Here is a 15,981-nt window from a genome sequence, read left to right as displayed (position 1 = left end):
CAGGAGTACGAGATGGAAGCGGTATATTTGGATGAGAGCAGGACAGATGAAGAGAGGGTGCGGGATCTGGTGTCAAAGATGACGCTGGAGGAAAAGGTATCGCAGCTTCGTTACGATGCCCCGGCGGTAAAACGTCTGGGGATTCCCAGCTATAACTGGTGGAACGAGGCGCTGCACGGAGTGGCCAGAGCCGGAGCGGCTACGGTATTTCCGCAGGCCATCGGATTAGCGGCAATGTTTGATGAGGCGCTTCTGGAGAAAATCGGTGATGTGACCGCTCTCGAGGGGCGGGCAAAATATAACGAGGCGGTGAAGAACGAGGACAGGGGACTCTATAAGGGGATCACCTTCTGGTCTCCCAATATCAATATTTTCCGTGATCCGAGATGGGGGCGTGGACATGAGACGTACGGGGAGGACCCGTGCCTGACAGGACGCATGGGAACAGCCTACATTAAAGGGCTTCAGGGAAATGGGAAGAGGTTTAAGGCGGCTGCCTGCGTGAAGCATTTTGCCGCCCATTCGGGACCGGAAAAGGGACGTCATTCCTTTAACAGTGTGGTGAGTAAAAAGGATCTGGCAGAGACGTATTTTCCGGCGTTTGAGCGTTGCGTGAAGGAGGCCGGAGTCGAAGGCGTGATGGGAGGCTACAACCGTTTGAACGGCGAGGCGGCCTGCGGGAGCCATCATCTGATCACAGAGATTCTGAGGGAAAAATGGGGCTTCGACGGTTATTACGTTTCGGACTGCGGGGCGATCAAAGATTTCCATATGCATCACGGGCTGACGGACACGCCCCAGGAATCGGCGGCTCTGGCGCTTAAGAGCGGCTGTGATTTAAACTGCGGCGCCGTCTATCTTCATGTGATGAGTGCCTATAACCAGGGGCTGGTGTCTGAGGACGATATCGACAGAGCAGTCACCCACTTAATGATGACGAGGATGAGGCTGGGAATGTTTGACCAGCATACGGAATTCGATGAGATTCCGTATGAGGTCAATGACTGTGCCGAGCATCACAGTCTGTCCCTGAAAGCGGCGGAGGAATCCATGGTACTTTTAAAGAATGACGGAATTCTCCCTCTCGATAAGGCGAAGCTTAAGACTGTGGCGGTAATCGGACCCAACAGCGACAGCGAGGAGATTCTGAAGGGCAATTACAACGGCACAGCAACGGAGAAATACACGCTTCTGGAAGGAATACGGGCCGTACTGGGGAAAGATACCAGGATTTTCTGCTCGGAGGGTGCTCATCTTTACCGCGACAATGTGGAAAATCTCGCTGAGGCGGATGACAGGATCAAAGAGGCTGTTTCCATGGCAATGCGGAGTGACGTGGTATTCTTATGCCTGGGCTTAAACGGCACACTGGAGGGGGAAGAAGGCGACGCCAACAACAGCTATGCCGGTGCGGACAAGGTGGATTTAAATCTTCCTGAGTCCCAGATGAGACTCTTAAAGGCGGTCTGTGAGACGGGAACTCCGGTGATTCTGCTCCTGTCTACAGGCAGTGCCATGGCGATAAACGAGGCTGATGAACACTGCAGTGCGATTCTGCATGTATGGTATCCCGGACAGATGGGCGGTCTGGCGGCGGCAAGGCTGTTGATGGGAGAAGCGGTGCCTTCGGGCAGACTGCCGGTCACGTTTTACCGGACAACGGAGGAACTGCCGGACTTCACAGACTACAGCATGAAGGGCAGGACATACCGCTACATGGAACATGAGGCGTTGTATCCGTTCGGATATGGCTTGAGCTACGGCGATTTTGAATACAGCAATTTGAAGGCGGAGCAGCTCGAAACGGGACAGATCAAGCTCTCTGTGGAAATTACGAACCATTCGATGTTTGAATGCGACGAGGTGGCGGAGGTTTACGTCCGGATTACGGATTCGGAACTGGCGGCGCCTGGGGGATCCCTGGCGGACTTTAAGCGGATTCATTTGAAAGCCGGGGAGTCTGCGGCTGCTGCGTTTATCCTTTCTGCCAAAGCGTTTATGGTGGTGAATGAGGAGGGGGAGTTTGTATTTGACGGAAGTGCGGCGGTTGTCACCTGTGGAGGGAGCCAGCCGGACGGCCGCAGTGTTGAACTGACTGGAAAGACTCCTTTAAAATTGGACTTAAAGTTGGAGGACTTGAAATGGTAGAGCAGTACCAGGCCATATTGGCGGCGGAGGCGGCAGAACTGAAAAAACGTCTGCCCGAGGGTAAGCTTGCGGACATGTTCGAACGGTGCTATTTGAATACGATCGACGAGGCGGTAAAAGAACTGGAGGATGGCAGCCTGTTTGTCATAACCGGCGATATTGAGGCCATGTGGCTGAGAGATTCGGCGGCGCAGGTGCATCATTACTTACCCGCCGCGGCCCGGCATGAGGAGATCTATGATCTGATCAGACGGGTCCTTCAAAAACAGGTCTATTATATGAATAAAGATCCTTATGCAAATGCATTTAACGTCACCGCCAACGGACGTCACTATGCGCCGGACCGGTCTGGCCAGACAGACTGGACCTGGGAACGAAAATACGAGGTGGATTCTCTCTGCTTTCCGATTGCGCTGGCCCTTGAACTGTGGAAGACAACAGGGCGTACAGACCATCTGGATCATGCTTTGAAGGGCGCCTGTGAGAAGGTCACAGACCAGTGGGCCGCAGAACAGAACCATGAGGCAGAATCCCATTACCGGTTTGAAAGGGATACGGATAAAGAGACAGAGACTTTAAAACGCTCCGGACTGGGAACGCCGGTTGCCTATACAGGCATGACCTGGTCCGGATTCCGGCCCAGTGATGATGCCTGTACTTATGGATATCTGATTCCATCCAACATGTATGCGGCTGTGGCTCTGGAACAGATGTCTGAGATTGCAGAAACGGTATGGCAGGATTATGCACTGGCCGGCCGGGCAAAGCTTCTTAGCCGGGAGATTCGGGGCGGAATTGAGCGGTACGGAGTCGTGGAGCACGGAAAATATGGGCGTGTCTACGCTTACGAGGCGGACGGATTGGGAAATACACTTTTAATGGATGATGCAGGAATCCCGGGGCTTTTGTCTATGCCGTATTTTGGATACTGTGATGCATCCGATCCGGTATATCAGAATACCAGGAGACTGGCACTCAGCAGTGAAAATCCGTACTACTTTGAAGGAACCAGGCTCACCGGAATTGGAAGCCCCCACACGAAACCAGGTCACGTATGGCCGATGGCTCTGATTATTCAGGCCCTTACAACGGATGACAACGCAGAAATTGACCGCTTGATTCATATGCTGGTGGAGAATGATGCGGGCACGGGATATATTCATGAGAGCATTCATAAGGACGATGAGATGATTTATACAAGGCCCTGGTTTGCATGGGTGAATTCGCTGTTCAGTGAGATGCTGATGAAGAAGGTTATGAAGAAGGTTATGAGATAAAAGGGGATTTGAGGCAGGAAAAGATATAAATATAAATAACAGAGATTGGTATAGAAGAAACAGGCTTGCCTGTCTGGTTGACTGAAAGAAGTCTTCCAGGCGGACAAGCCTGTTTTTATTTATTGGAGTAATCGATAACTCCTGCTTATAATTAAAAATGAGAGAAGGAACGTATGCACACTGATTAATCTAAGTTCTCGCCGTTGGATTCTATTACATTTTTATACCAGAAAAAGGAGTCTTTTTTTAATCGGTCTAGATCACCAGCGCCATCATCATATTTTTTTACGTATACGAATCCATAACGCTTAGCCATTTCACCTGTTGATGCGGAGACAACATCAATCCATCCCCAGGGGGTATACCCCATCAGATCCACACCATCTTTTACTGCTTCTGCCATCTGTCTGATATGCTGTCGTAAATAGTCTATTCTGTAGGTATCATGGATTGATCCGTCTTCTTCCAGCCGATCAAAAGCGCCTAATCCGTTTTCGACTACCATCAATGGTATTTGGTATCGATCATAAATTTCATTCAATGAATAGCGTAATCCTTTCGAGTCTATCTGCCATCCCCAGTCGCTTGATTTTAAGTATGGATTTCTGATACCACCTATTATATTGCCGCCTGCCTGTTCAACTATAGCAGGGTCTGCGGATTCACAAGCACTCATATAGTAGCTGAAGGTATAGAAATCAACTTTACCATCCCTCAAAATTTTATCATCTCCGCTATCTTTTACAATTTGAATATTATTTTCTTCAAAGAAGCGTTTGGCATAACATGGATAATAACCCCGAACCTGAATGTCCGAGCAAAACCAGTTCATATCTCTCATTCGCTTCTGACATAACAAGACATCATCTGGATTACAGGTATTGGGATATTTTGCGGCAAAAATGCTCATATTGCCAATCTTGAAATGAGGATATTTGTCATGAGCGATCTTAACAGCTTTAGCGCTTGCGACAAATTGATGATGGAGTCCCTGATAGCGAATTTGTTTTTCATCCGGAACGTCAGCAATCGGACCGCAATAGCCTTTGACTGTTCCTAATGATAACACGGCTCCCAGCGGCAGTGTACCAGAGTTTATTTCATTGAAGGTCAGCCAATATTTAACTTTGTCCTGATATCGTGCAAATATTGTTTTACAATATCTGATATAGCAGTCAATGACTTCTCTGGAATACCAGCCGTTATATTTTTCGACCAATGCGTATGGAATCTCATAATGAGAGATGGTTACCAGTGGCTCGATGCCTGCATTATTTAACTCATGAAAAACATTATCATAAAATTTTAATCCTTCCTCATTAGGCACTGTTTCAAGGCCTGTAGGATAAATGCGTGACCAGTTAATGGACATACGAAAAACGCGGAATCCCATTTCTTTCGCTAAAGCGATATCTTCTTTAAAATGGTGATAAAAATCAGTGGCTTCCCAGCTTGGATACAATGTTCCTTTTTCCAACACGGGTGTAATTCGTTTGGGACTTGACTGTGATCCACAGGTGCAGTGATCTGAAATAGAAGCTCCTTTGCCACCGATATTCCATGCGCCTTCATACTGGTTGGCAGCAGTTGCACCGCCCCATAAAAATTCATTTTTAAATGTCATGATATATTCACTCCTGATTTTTTATGCATCCTCGTTATATTTCATCAAGTAGGTAACGGCAACTGATACTATGAAAGTAATTAGTAAAATTGCATTTCCAATGACTGCATTGCGAGGATCCTCCTGATTCATCCAACAGGCCCAGATTCCGAGCACAGAAGTAGAGGTATAAACATATAGTTTGGGAACAAAGATACCACACAGGAAGCCGCCTATCGCACAGGAAGAGATCAGACCTAAAATAGATTTTTTATACTTGATTAATACTCCATATAGGATTGGCTCCGTAACGCCGCCTAAAATACATGTAAAAAAATAATTAAGAGTTAGACTCTTATTTTCTTTGCTTTTTAATTTCAACGCCACGCCTAAAGCGATACCAAATACGGCTACATTAGCAACATAGGCCGTATTAAAAAGGAATGGATCATAACCATAGTCATTCATCATGCTCATGGCAAATGCCGATAAACCGCCGTGCATACCCAGAAGAATAATGAATGGCCAGGCAATTGTAATAAGAGTAGCTCCGATAATTCTCGAAAATGAATTAGCAGAAGACAGATACATGAAGAAATTTCCCAGGTAATTGCCAATATAAGTACCCAAAGGGGCACAGATACCTAACATGACAGGAGCCATAATCAGTACTGTCAATAATGGTATTAGTAATGCCTTGGCAGATGAAGGAATATGGTCTTCCAGGAACCCGAGAATATATTTACATACTAATCCTCCCAAGAGTACCGGCAGGAATGAGTTGGAGTAACTGATTATAGGGAAAGACATACCCAGTACATCTAAACTATTCTGAACACCCACCAAGTTGATAAATCCGGGAACGATTATCAGAGTACCCAGATAAATACCGTATATTGGATTGTAGTTAAGTACCTTGCCTGCAACATACCCCAGAAATACCGGAAGGAAATAGAAGAAAGCATCATACATCAGATTGAGCATAACATATAGTCCATTATCCGCTGCTATTACTTTTAAGAAGTCCGGTCCGAGCAAATATGCGATGACTTTACATAGACTGCCTGCTACCATCAGAGGGATAACAGATGTCATCATTGGACTTAGGTAATTCAGCGCCTTATAGCCCAGACTTTTCCAATTCCATTTTCCTCTTTTTTCTAAATCCTGGTCTAAATTTGTATTTATTTTTGCGCTATTTTCAAAATTTCCAATCTTACATAAAGTAGAATATAGTTTATCACTTTCGGCCCCAACGATAACCTGGAATTGTTCCCCCTGCCACTGACTTCCCATTACTCCCTTTATTTTATTGATATCTTCTGCTTTAACAATACTTTTATCCTTTACATTAAACCTTAGTCTTGTAATACAATGCGTGAAATTAGAGACATTTTTTTCACCGCCTACAAGTATCAGGATTTCTTTAGAAAATTCTACATGGTTCATATGTAATCCCCTTCCCAAATATATGAAACCTCACACACAAAACAGCGATCTGCTTTGTGTATGAGGTTTCCGCCCGATTGGTTACAGACCTCTTACTTACACTGATAAATATCATCATTAAATTAATCAATTACATGGAATCCATAAGCTTTAATCACATGATCGTAGGCACCTGTATGTTCGCCCCAGGCAAAAAATAACTTATGCTCATATGGCATCTTTCCTTCATACCAGCTTCCGTATATTTGAGACTGGCCATGCCTTTCAATACGCGGTTCTTTTGTAAAACCTTTCGTTCCCCATTTACCACAGAAATGAATTTCCTTTGGCCCTATATGAAAAATAGCATCTTTATAGACAACAGTACCGTCATCTACATAGGGAAGGTGTACCCAGTCTGCCTCAATTTCTGCATTACTGACGATAATAGGTTCCTCCCCCTCAATCCAGTAGTAACCATTGTTGATACCATTAGATTTATCGTCATATAGGCCTTTTGTAATCATGTAAGCTTCTTCTCTACCGTCTTCTCTGATTCCGTGTCCAACGACATAAATATATGCAGATCCGGCCATTACATCGTCGACGACAGTAGAGGGGGCATAAATTCGGTCGTAGCTGCCTAAGCCCATTACAGGCCGGTTCTCATAAAAACCTGTTAGCATACAGGGCTGCTGAACCTGAAAACGCCCCTTAAACATGTTTCCATAGTCCACGTTAGCGTATTTGAAAGGCTTAAAAGTTAAATCGAGAAAATCTGCTTCTTTTACTGTAAGGGTTCCATCATCGTAATATCGTATTTCCGAATAGGGAAAATCTGTCTGCTGTACATAGCCACCGCAGGGAGTATCTTCAAATCTAACATATTGCTTAGTCACAGGGGTAGTGGGCTGTGCCATCTCATCGTGATGTTTTCCTGATTTTTGATGTGACAGGTAATCATCTCCCAATTCTGTTATTCCGTTGAACCTGATTTTATTTATGTAGGCATGGTGAAAATATACCGGCGGTTTTTGGCTCGTATCCCCATAAGGGAATAAAAATCCATATGGATCCAACATAATTAGCTTTGCTCCCTCATCTAATCTATCTGGATCTAATTCTCTTGGAAAATCAGGTGATGTACCAATTTCACTGAATTTTTTTAACTTAAAGTATTCTGCAGCCATGTTCCTGTTCCTTTCTTAAGTTTTATATTTACAACACTTCGCGCGTTAGTATTGTTAAAATTATTATAAATAAAACCCCACGTACAAAACAGCGATCTGTTTTGTGCATGAGGTTTCTGCCCTATTGGTTACAGTCCTCTCTGGTACACAGACGATTAATGTGCAGCATTAGATATAGTTTTTCCTCATCGGTAAGTTGGATGCCTGTTTCATTTACAAAGTATTTGCTTACTTTTTCCGTACAGACATAGGTAAGAGGTTGGTCTTCCTTTAAAATATGGTACAATTTTCTATTATCAGTAGAAAGAAGTTCTTTGCATTTCCCACGTTTTAAAAGGTAATGCATATGTGAAACAAACCGGGAGTAATTGAAATTTTCTTTATTGATCCTCAATTGATACTCTTCTTCAATGAGTTCAGTTATTTTTTCGATAATCTCGTCATCATTGATTTCTTCCTTACTTTTGAAGTTTTCTTCGGCGTTAATAATGTGTAGTGCAATGTAAGCGGCTTCTTCTTTAGGGAGATAGACATGTAACTGTTTCTTAATCAGCTTTAGCCCATACTTTCCAATTTTCATTTCCTTTTCGAAAAAGAATTCAATATCATTCGTAATTGGAAGCTTTATATTCATATGTTTCTGATAACGCTGTATACAAAAATTTATGTGATCCGCCAATGTAAAGACAATATTGGAACTAATGGAATTATCAATTACAAGTCTCGTATAATCAATGATTTTTGATGAAACATCAATAATTTCCTCTGGAAAGTCATTGATCATTGCTATATAAGCTGAATCTACATCATAATATGTGCGGTTAATCACACCTAAGTCAGTAACCTCTCTGGGAACAGTACCAAAGCCTATTCCTTTCCCTGAGACGATACATTGATTCCCGGCGCTGTCCTCCGCTACAGCAAAATTGTTATTAATGCTTTTTATGATTTTCATAACTATCCTCTAACAATAATATCTCTGGTTTAACAGTCGCTTTAATATGTTCTTTTCTGCTTTTTCTTTTATAAGTATAACCATTACGGGTGGTTCAATTCCTTCAGCGTTTTCTCGTTTGCATTCATACCGAATCGCAGGTTCTAAAGTGAACTAAATTTTCGGTCTGTTATCTGTTTTTTTTCCAAAGTTATGTTTATTGGATAAATTATTGTAATTATATTATCGATGTTTTAATACTTAAAAGCCTGCTGTGATTTGGGAAAATCATTTTCTTACCATTTTTTGTAACAAATATAGCAAACCTCTTTATCAATAAAAAAACTCGCGGGAAATAACCGATAGGTTATGCCTCCGCGAGAGTTACATGCTATTCATTAATTACTTTATACCAGAAGTTGGTTTTATTGTCAATTGTTTTTATGATAATTGTACAAAAATATTTCTAAGCCTAAGTCTTACTGAATTTCAAACTCCACCGTCACACGCGCTTCGACGCTTAACTGTCCCGGTTCGACGCTCATGGATGCCGCGCCTGCGGCCATATCTTCAGTGGCTGCATTCTTATAGGTGGAGTAGCGGGCGATCTGGTTGTCGTTATATTCTTCCACATGGACGACCGGCCCCAGTGTGCAGCCGCCCGCTTCCGCGATGGCTTCTGCCTTGACTTTGGCAGAGGCGATGGCGTTCTTAAGCGCCTGCTGGTACGTCTCGTCATACTTGCTGGAAAGGTAGGTGACCTGGCTGATGCTGTTAATTCCGGCTTCGACGCTGGAAGATATCAGGGTTCCTGCCTGATCGATCGGAATATCGGACACGGTAATGGTGGTATTCATCTCGTAACCTGTGATCGTTCTGCCTGAATTCCAGTCGTAAATCGGATCAAGCCCATAGTTGGAGGTCTGAATCGAAGTTTCCGCAATGCCGGTACCCTTTAAAAAGCTGATTACATGATCCAAATCTTTGCTGTTCTGTTCCTGGCACGCCTTCGCGTCTGCCGCCTGAGTGGTCACTGAGAAGACCAGCTCCGCCATGTCGGGGACGACCTTTACCTCCTCCGTACTCTGTACGGTGATTACATTATCTTTTACATTTTCTACTTTAATTGTGTCTGGAATGGGAGCGGAAGCGCTGCCCTGTGTGCAGGCCGTAAGGCCTATGGCCGAAACCGCGGCCAGAATAACTGCTGTCTGTGTGAAATGTTTTCTCATAATAAATCTCCTCCTAATTCTGTCGTACCTTCATTTTACACTAAATTCAAGAGTTTACTATTTCTTTTCTCTTAACATTACAGGTCGAATTCTTGAATTATTTCGTCGGTGTGGCACAACCGGATGAACTCCCTGGCAGACGGCGTTAAATACTTATGTTTGTGGTAAATGATAGAAAATTTACGGGAGAGTGAGATACCTTCCACCTTTTTTTCCAGGATAACACCGTTTCTGATGTCATCGGCGACCAGGAGATAGGGGAGAATGGAGATGCCAAGCCCCTCGGCCACCGCCTTGACAATGGCCTGCGTGCTGACGCTCTCCCAGACGGCATTCAAATGAATCTGAAAGCCGGTTAAGAGACTCTCCAATATCTCGCGTCCTCCGCTTCCCGGCTCTCTTAAGATAAAATTGTGCTGCTCCAGTTCCGCCAATGGAACCGCGTCTCTCGATGCAAGAGGATGAGCTTTGCCGCAGATCAGGCAGAGACGGTCGTTCATGAAGGGGTCCCTTACAATTTGAGGAGATTCCGGAATTCCTTCGATCAGTGCAAAATCGATCCTGTTGTTCAAAATACAGTCCTCAATATAAGAAGAGTTATGAACCGATACATTTACATTCATCTCCGGGTGTGTGGTCGTAAACTTCTTTACGAGGCCGGGGAGAAGGAAGTTGCCAATGGTGATGCTGGAACCGATGCGAAGCGTACCCATGTGTTCCCAGTTACGGATTCCCAGCTCCATCTCATCGAACAGAGAGACGATGTGGAGCGCGTAATCGTAGAACATCCTTCCCTGTTCTGTGACGTAGAGCCTTCGTGAGATCCGGTCAAACAGGCGGATTCCGTAGTAATCCTCCAGCTCCCGGATAGCCAGGCTGACGGATGGCTGGGCCAGGTGGAGTTCTTCGGAAGCCCTGGTAATTCCATTGTTCTGATAGACTGATACAAAGATTTTCATATGGCGGAGTGTCATAAAAATACCTCCTTTCGATCTGGCAAATTTGCAATTCATAAGATAAACATTATATATCTGATATAATAATACTATTTTACTTATTAATCAAGTGGAAATATACTGTTGGTAAGAGGAGGGAAGCAAAATATGAAACGAGAAAAAGGAATTTTATTAAAGCTGTTTATATCCATGATATCGCTTGGAACTTTTACTTTTGGAGGCGGCTACGTTATCGTGACTCTGATGAAAAAGAAATTTGCCGATGAATATCACTGGATTGACGAAAAGGAAATGCTGGATCTGATTGCTATTGCACAGTCCGCACCTGGAGCCATCGCGGTCAACGGTTCCATCGTAGTCGGCTATAAGCTGGCAGGCATACCAGGGATGCTGGTGTCCATACTGGGAACGATTCTTCCACCGTTCGTGATCCTGTCCCTGGTCTCGATGTTTTATATCGCATTCCGCGATAACGTCTGGGTCCATTCCATGCTGACGGGAATGCAGGCAGGTGTCGCGGCAGTCATTATCGCCGTGGTAATCGAGATGGGACATGGAATTCTGGTGGAAAAAAACAGGGTGTCCGTACTAATTATGGTAGCGGCCTTCATTCTTACGTTTTTCCTGAACATCAATGTGGTATATGTAGTAATCGGCTGCATCGTATTTGGAGCGGTCAGAACCTGGAGAGCGATGAAGAAGGGGGCGGTACAATGAGTTACATTCAGTTGTTTTTAAGCTTTTTGCAGATTGGAGCATTCAGTTTTGGCGGAGGCTACGCGGCAATGCCGCTGATTCAGAATCAGGTGGTTACGCTGCACCACTGGCTGACGGCGGGGGAATTTAATGATCTGGTTACAATCTCCCAGATGACACCGGGACCGATTGCAGTCAATTCTGCTACCTTTGTGGGGCTTCGTATTGCCGGACTTCCGGGAGCGGTTATAGCAACCGCCGGGTGCATTCTGCCGTCCTGTATTCTGGTGTCGGCTCTGGCATACGTCTATACGAAGTATAAGAAACTCACAATGCTTCAGGGGATTCTGAATACCTTAAGGCCGGCTGTGGTGGCAATGATTGCGACTGCAGGAATGAGCATCATTATCACCTCTTTCTGGGGGGAGGCCGGATTTTCTCTTCCGGCGGTTATATCCGGACTGAAGGTGGACGCGGTACTGATCTTTGCGGCGGCACTGTTTGTGCTTCGCCGGTTTGATATCAATCCCATTTATGTCATGGTACTGGCAGGTGTCTGTCAGACCGTTATTACAGCAGCAGGAGGTATGGTAGGATGAAAATCAGGATTAAAGAATGTGTGGGAAATTCCAGAATTTACGGAGAAGATGGAAGTATGGCAGGAACCATAGAGGGATGGCCCAAGAACGGCCCTGCCCGTGAAATATGTGGGACAGACGGCAATGTCCTTTACCGTGTAAGAAAGGAAAAGGGCGGCTGTCTCATAGAAAACAGGACAAAGCCGCAGATAAAACAGGAAGTTCCAATCTCTTTTCAATATGAGGAGAGGGCGGAGAACAGCGGAAGCGGTAAGGGATATGGAGCAGCGGTTCTGTTTCGTGCGCCGCTGGCCGTGAAGGCGGTGATTCCCCTGGCGGCAGTTGATGTGATGGTACGGCAGAACCGGAAACGGGAAATAGTTCTGGAAGATCAGAACGGACGGATCGGGCGCATTACCCAGATCGCCTCCTTGACAGGACATGAGGTGGAATGGGAGAAAACACTTGATGTATACGAAGCGGCTGTGGTCTTTGTGGTGGCGGAATATATGTATCATGATGATGATATTGACGTGGTGTAGAATCGGGATTCGTGTTTATTAAAAAAACGAGATGAAGCAGTGGTATGGTTTCATTAAAAAAGCTCCTCCGAAGAGTTGTGGCTCTTTGGGGGAGCTTTTGCTCCCTGTGAAGTGAGTTTCTTCCCTACGGCAGATTTTTCCTATTCAGAACGCGCCTCCCCCAGTCTGGCTGCCGGTGCTTGTGCTGTGTCTGACCATTAACCTGCACAGGAACAAGCCACACCGGCCTCGACAGAAATGGAACATGAAACAACTCTTAACTTCAAGCTTTTTCTCAACGTCTCCCTAATCATACAATTCGACGCTTTTACCAACAATCTCCTCTGCGTTTTTAAATAAAAGGAATAATAATTGTGACATGTGCATAAAATTATAAAATATTATTGTGGTATAGTGACAAAAATAGAAAGGGAATTAAAAAAACTCTTGCATCTCCTCGTACACTGTGCTATAGTGAAACCAAGGTTATTGGAAACGTTACCGATACCGTTACCGAGAAGGTTCCCGGTAACAGTTCCAAACGTAACGCAACACATAATATGGTAAGTACCTGCGGCAGAGAACGCAGATACGGAAGGAGGATATATATTATGAAACTAAGAAAACTGGCAGCACTTTCACTGGCAGCCGCTATGGCGGCTGGAACACTGGCTGGATGCTCTTCCAAACCGGCGGAGACGAAACCGGCAGAGACCACAGCGGCTCCGGCTGGCGAGACCACCGAGGCGGCAAAGGCGGAGGACACTACTGCAGCAGCATCCGATGCGAAGGGACAGATCTATTACTTAAACTTTAAGCCTGAGGTTGCGGATGTATGGGTAGAGCTGGCTGAGAAGTACACGGCTGAGACCGGAGTACCGATGAAGGTTCAGACAGCAGCAGCCGGAACGTATGAGCAGACATTAAAATCCGAAGTAGCAAAGAAAGAACCGCCGACACTGTTCCAGATCAATGGACCGATCGGATATAAGTCATGGGCTAAGTACTGCCGTGATTTAAAGGATTCGGATATTTACAGCCATCTGGTTGATAAGAGCATGGCAGTGACAGACGGCGACGGCGTATACGGTATCCCGTATGTAGTAGAAGGCTACGGCATTATTTATAACGATGCGGTTATGCAGAAGTATTTCGCACTGGACGGTGCAAAAGCAAAATCCATGGACGAAATCAAGAATTTCGATACATTGAAGGCAGTTGCCGAGGATATGCAGGCAAGAAAGGCTGATCTGGGCATTGAAGGCGTATTCGCTTCCACATCCTTTGCACCTGGTGAAGACTGGAGATGGCAGACCCACCTTGCAAACCTTCCGATTTATTACGAATACAAAGATGACAATGTAAGCGATAAAGATGCGATCGACTTCAAGTATTCCGATAATTTCAAGAACATTTTCGACTTATATTTAAATAATTCCTGCACAGATCCGAAGATGGTAGGCGCCAAGACCGTAGAGGACTCCATGGCTGAGTTCGCACTGGGCAAGGTTGCCATGGTTCAGAACGGTAACTGGGGATGGAGCCAGGTAGCAGGCGTAGAAGGTAATACCGTGAAGGAAGAAGATGTTAAGTTCCTTCCGATCTATACAGGCGTAGCAGGCGAAGAGAAACAGGGCTTATGTATCGGTACAGAGAACTTCTTCTCCATCAACAGCCAGGCCAAGGAAGAAGATCAGCAGGCATCTCTTGACTTCTTAACATGGCTCTTCAGCTCTGATACAGGAAAAGACTATGTGACAAACAAGTTAGGCTTTATCGCTCCGTTTGATACATTCACAGCAGACGAGAAGCCAACCGACCCGCTGGCAAAAGAAGTTGACAGATACATGAGCAATACCGATTTATACTCCGTATCCTGGAACTTCACATCATTCCCGAGCCAGACCTTTAAGGATAACTTTGGCGCATCCCTGTTACAGTACGCTCAGGGCGGAAAAGAATGGCAGGCCGTTGTGGACGACATGAAGGTCGACTGGGCTAATGAAAAAGCGATGACCAAATAAGACTAAGGCAACAGACATGAGATGGGTGAGCGTAAGGGAACTTCCTCACCCATTTCTTTACTTATCACGGTGACTCGTGCGCGAAGCGTGCGGGTGATCGTCAATAGCTAAGAATCAGTATGAATGTTCAAGGAGGGTGCGCCATGCAAAAATCCATCAAACGGTATTTTCCGATTTTTGTGCTGCCGACGCTGATTGCATTTATCATTGCATTCCTGTATCCGTTTATCATGGGTATTTATCTTTCATTTACGGAATTTACCACGGTAAAGGATGCGACGTGGGTAGGCATTAGCAACTATAAAAAGATATTTCTGGACCAGAACTTTTTAAACGCATTGGTATTCACTGTGAAATTTACCATAGTGTCCGTTGTTACCATTAATGTGTTTGGATTTTTGATGGCGTATGCTCTGACAAGAGGAATCAAGGGGACGAATTTATTCAGAACCGTGTTCTTCATGCCTAACTTAATCGGCGGTATCGTTCTGGGCTATATCTGGCAGCTGTTATTAAACGGCATTTTGGCGAAGTTCGGTGTTACGCTGTCCTTCGATGCGAAATACGGCTTCTGGGGTCTTGTTATCCTGATGAACTGGCAGCTCATCGGATATATGATGATCATCTATATCGCTGGCCTTCAGAACGTTTCTCCGGACCTGATCGAAGCGGCCAAGATTGACGGAGCTACGAAGACACAGACGCTGCGGCGTATTATTATCCCGATGGTTATGCCATCTCTTACGATCTGTCTCTTCTTAACCCTGACCAATTCCTTTAAGCTGTTTGACCAGAACCTGGCTCTTACTGCGGGAGGACCGGGCAGACAGACCAGTATGCTGGCACTGGATATCTACAGCACGTTTTACGGCAGAGTCGGCTGGGAAGGCGTCGGTCAGGCGAAGGCGGTTGTCTTCTTCCTGATGGTGGCGATTATCTCTCTGACACAGCTGTATCTGACAAGACGTAAGGAGGTGGAAAACTGATGAGCGGGAAAGCTAAAACAGTGGAAAATCAGCAGATGGAAGTCAGCAAATCGACTGGCGCTGTGATGACGGCGTTCTTCGGCGTACTTTCACTCGCATTTCTGTTTCCCATTTTCCTGGTACTGGTGAACTCCTTTAAGAGCAAGCTCTACATCAGCGATGCGCCGTTCCAGTTTCCCAAAGTGGGAACGTATGTGGGCCTTACAAACTATTTTGAAGGCGTAAGGAAGACCGGATTTTTCCCGGCGTTCGGACGGTCTCTGTTTATTACGGTGTGTTCCGTGGCGGTAATTGTGCTGTTCACCTCCATGACCGCGTGGTACATTACGAGAGTAAAATCGAAATTTAACAGTATTCTCTATTATGTATTAGAGTTTGCCAAGATCGTGCCTTTCCAGATGGTAAAGT

The 15,981-nt window shown here is 45.2% G+C and carries 13 protein-coding genes and 1 pseudogene; 8 read left to right on the top strand and 6 right to left on the bottom strand.

Features of this window, described 5'->3' with window-relative positions:
• Positions 1-12: 12 nt before the first annotated feature.
• Entirely contained in the window at positions 13-2,148 is a 2,136-nt protein-coding gene (locus ACLTD4_RS16940; protein ID WP_117622059.1) for a glycoside hydrolase family 3 C-terminal domain-containing protein, read from the top strand.
• A complete protein-coding gene (locus ACLTD4_RS16935; protein ID WP_117622060.1) occupies positions 2,142-3,425 on the top strand; it encodes a glycoside hydrolase family 125 protein in 1,284 nt (427 codons plus the stop codon). The genes ACLTD4_RS16940 and ACLTD4_RS16935 overlap by 7 nt, the downstream gene beginning before the upstream one ends.
• Before the next feature lie 184 nt (positions 3,426-3,609).
• Here the strand turns inward: ACLTD4_RS16935 and ACLTD4_RS16930 are convergent, their stop codons facing one another.
• The 6 genes from ACLTD4_RS16930 to ACLTD4_RS16905 all read right to left on the bottom strand — a co-directional run bounded on the left by ACLTD4_RS16930 (position 3,610) and on the right by ACLTD4_RS16905 (position 10,786).
• Positions 3,610-5,049 (bottom strand): glycoside hydrolase family 1 protein, encoded by a 1,440-nt coding sequence (locus ACLTD4_RS16930; protein ID WP_117622061.1) that lies wholly within the window; start codon positions 5,047-5,049, stop codon positions 3,610-3,612.
• A gap of 21 nt (positions 5,050-5,070) precedes the next feature.
• The gene (locus tag ACLTD4_RS16925; RefSeq protein ID WP_117622062.1) at positions 5,071-6,477 is read right to left on the bottom strand and encodes a PTS transporter subunit EIIC; all 1,407 of its coding nucleotides are present in this window, start codon (positions 6,475-6,477) and stop codon (positions 5,071-5,073) included.
• Between the two features lie 122 nt (positions 6,478-6,599).
• The gene (locus ACLTD4_RS16920) at positions 6,600-7,646 is read right to left on the bottom strand and encodes a hypothetical protein (RefSeq protein ID WP_117622063.1); all 1,047 of its coding nucleotides are present in this window, start codon (positions 7,644-7,646) and stop codon (positions 6,600-6,602) included.
• A gap of 121 nt (positions 7,647-7,767) precedes the next feature.
• Positions 7,768-8,601 (bottom strand): PRD domain-containing protein, encoded by an 834-nt coding sequence (locus tag ACLTD4_RS16915; RefSeq protein WP_117622064.1) that lies wholly within the window; start codon positions 8,599-8,601, stop codon positions 7,768-7,770.
• A 458-nt stretch (positions 8,602-9,059) separates the two neighbouring features.
• Positions 9,060-9,812 carry an SIMPL domain-containing protein gene (locus tag ACLTD4_RS16910; protein WP_055653356.1) on the bottom strand — a complete coding sequence of 251 codons (753 nt, stop codon included), beginning with the start codon at positions 9,810-9,812 and terminating at the stop codon, positions 9,060-9,062.
• A 77-nt stretch (positions 9,813-9,889) separates the two neighbouring features.
• A complete protein-coding gene (locus tag ACLTD4_RS16905; protein WP_055653357.1) occupies positions 9,890-10,786 on the bottom strand; it encodes a LysR family transcriptional regulator in 897 nt (298 codons plus the stop codon).
• Positions 10,787-10,915: 129 nt separating this feature from the next.
• Here ACLTD4_RS16905 and ACLTD4_RS16900 point away from each other — a divergent pair, with 129 nt between their 5' ends.
• The 6 genes and pseudogenes from ACLTD4_RS16900 to ACLTD4_RS16875 all read left to right on the top strand — a co-directional run.
• Complete coding sequence (locus tag ACLTD4_RS16900) at positions 10,916-11,485, top strand: chromate transporter (protein WP_055653358.1); 570 nt, start codon at positions 10,916-10,918, stop codon at positions 11,483-11,485.
• Positions 11,482-12,063, top strand: a complete 582-nt coding sequence (locus tag ACLTD4_RS16895) for a chromate transporter (protein ID WP_055653359.1) — start codon at positions 11,482-11,484, stop codon at positions 12,061-12,063. The genes ACLTD4_RS16900 and ACLTD4_RS16895 overlap by 4 nt, the downstream gene beginning before the upstream one ends.
• Positions 12,060-12,584: a hypothetical protein gene (locus tag ACLTD4_RS16890; protein WP_055653360.1), complete on the top strand. Its 525-nt coding sequence runs from the start codon at positions 12,060-12,062 to the stop codon at positions 12,582-12,584. The genes ACLTD4_RS16895 and ACLTD4_RS16890 overlap by 4 nt, the downstream gene beginning before the upstream one ends.
• Before the next feature lie 590 nt (positions 12,585-13,174).
• The gene (locus tag ACLTD4_RS16885) at positions 13,175-14,587 is read left to right on the top strand and encodes an ABC transporter substrate-binding protein (protein ID WP_117622065.1); all 1,413 of its coding nucleotides are present in this window, start codon (positions 13,175-13,177) and stop codon (positions 14,585-14,587) included.
• A gap of 143 nt (positions 14,588-14,730) precedes the next feature.
• Positions 14,731-15,573 carry a carbohydrate ABC transporter permease gene (locus ACLTD4_RS16880; protein ID WP_002604844.1) on the top strand — a complete coding sequence of 281 codons (843 nt, stop codon included), beginning with the start codon at positions 14,731-14,733 and terminating at the stop codon, positions 15,571-15,573.
• Positions 15,573-15,981 (top strand): annotated as a pseudogene (locus tag ACLTD4_RS16875) (carbohydrate ABC transporter permease); the annotation flags it as partial. The gene ACLTD4_RS16880 and the pseudogene ACLTD4_RS16875, both read left to right, overlap by 1 nt.

It is taken from the genome of Hungatella sp., from assembly GCF_046966825.1.
This window is presented reverse-complemented; position numbering and strand designations above follow the sequence as displayed.

Bases quoted from the DNA above. Each gene is read 5' to 3' on its own strand.
- ACLTD4_RS16940 (WP_117622059.1), top strand. From the start codon at position 13: ATGGAAGCGGTATATTTGGATGAGAGCAGGACAGATGAAGAGAGGGTG.
- ACLTD4_RS16935 (WP_117622060.1), top strand. From the start codon at position 2,142: ATGGTAGAGCAGTACCAGGCCATATTGGCGGCGGAGGCGGCAGAACTG.
- ACLTD4_RS16930 (WP_117622061.1), bottom strand. From the start codon at position 5,049: ATGACATTTAAAAATGAATTTTTATGGGGCGGTGCAACTGCTGCCAAC.
- ACLTD4_RS16925 (WP_117622062.1), bottom strand. From the start codon at position 6,477: ATGAACCATGTAGAATTTTCTAAAGAAATCCTGATACTTGTAGGCGGT.
- ACLTD4_RS16920 (WP_117622063.1), bottom strand. From the start codon at position 7,646: ATGGCTGCAGAATACTTTAAGTTAAAAAAATTCAGTGAAATTGGTACA.
- ACLTD4_RS16915 (WP_117622064.1), bottom strand. From the start codon at position 8,601: ATGAAAATCATAAAAAGCATTAATAACAATTTTGCTGTAGCGGAGGAC.
- ACLTD4_RS16910 (WP_055653356.1), bottom strand. From the start codon at position 9,812: ATGAGAAAACATTTCACACAGACAGCAGTTATTCTGGCCGCGGTTTCG.
- ACLTD4_RS16905 (WP_055653357.1), bottom strand. From the start codon at position 10,786: ATGACACTCCGCCATATGAAAATCTTTGTATCAGTCTATCAGAACAAT.
- ACLTD4_RS16900 (WP_055653358.1), top strand. From the start codon at position 10,916: ATGAAACGAGAAAAAGGAATTTTATTAAAGCTGTTTATATCCATGATA.
- ACLTD4_RS16895 (WP_055653359.1), top strand. From the start codon at position 11,482: ATGAGTTACATTCAGTTGTTTTTAAGCTTTTTGCAGATTGGAGCATTC.
- ACLTD4_RS16890 (WP_055653360.1), top strand. From the start codon at position 12,060: ATGAAAATCAGGATTAAAGAATGTGTGGGAAATTCCAGAATTTACGGA.
- ACLTD4_RS16885 (WP_117622065.1), top strand. From the start codon at position 13,175: ATGAAACTAAGAAAACTGGCAGCACTTTCACTGGCAGCCGCTATGGCG.
- ACLTD4_RS16880 (WP_002604844.1), top strand. From the start codon at position 14,731: ATGCAAAAATCCATCAAACGGTATTTTCCGATTTTTGTGCTGCCGACG.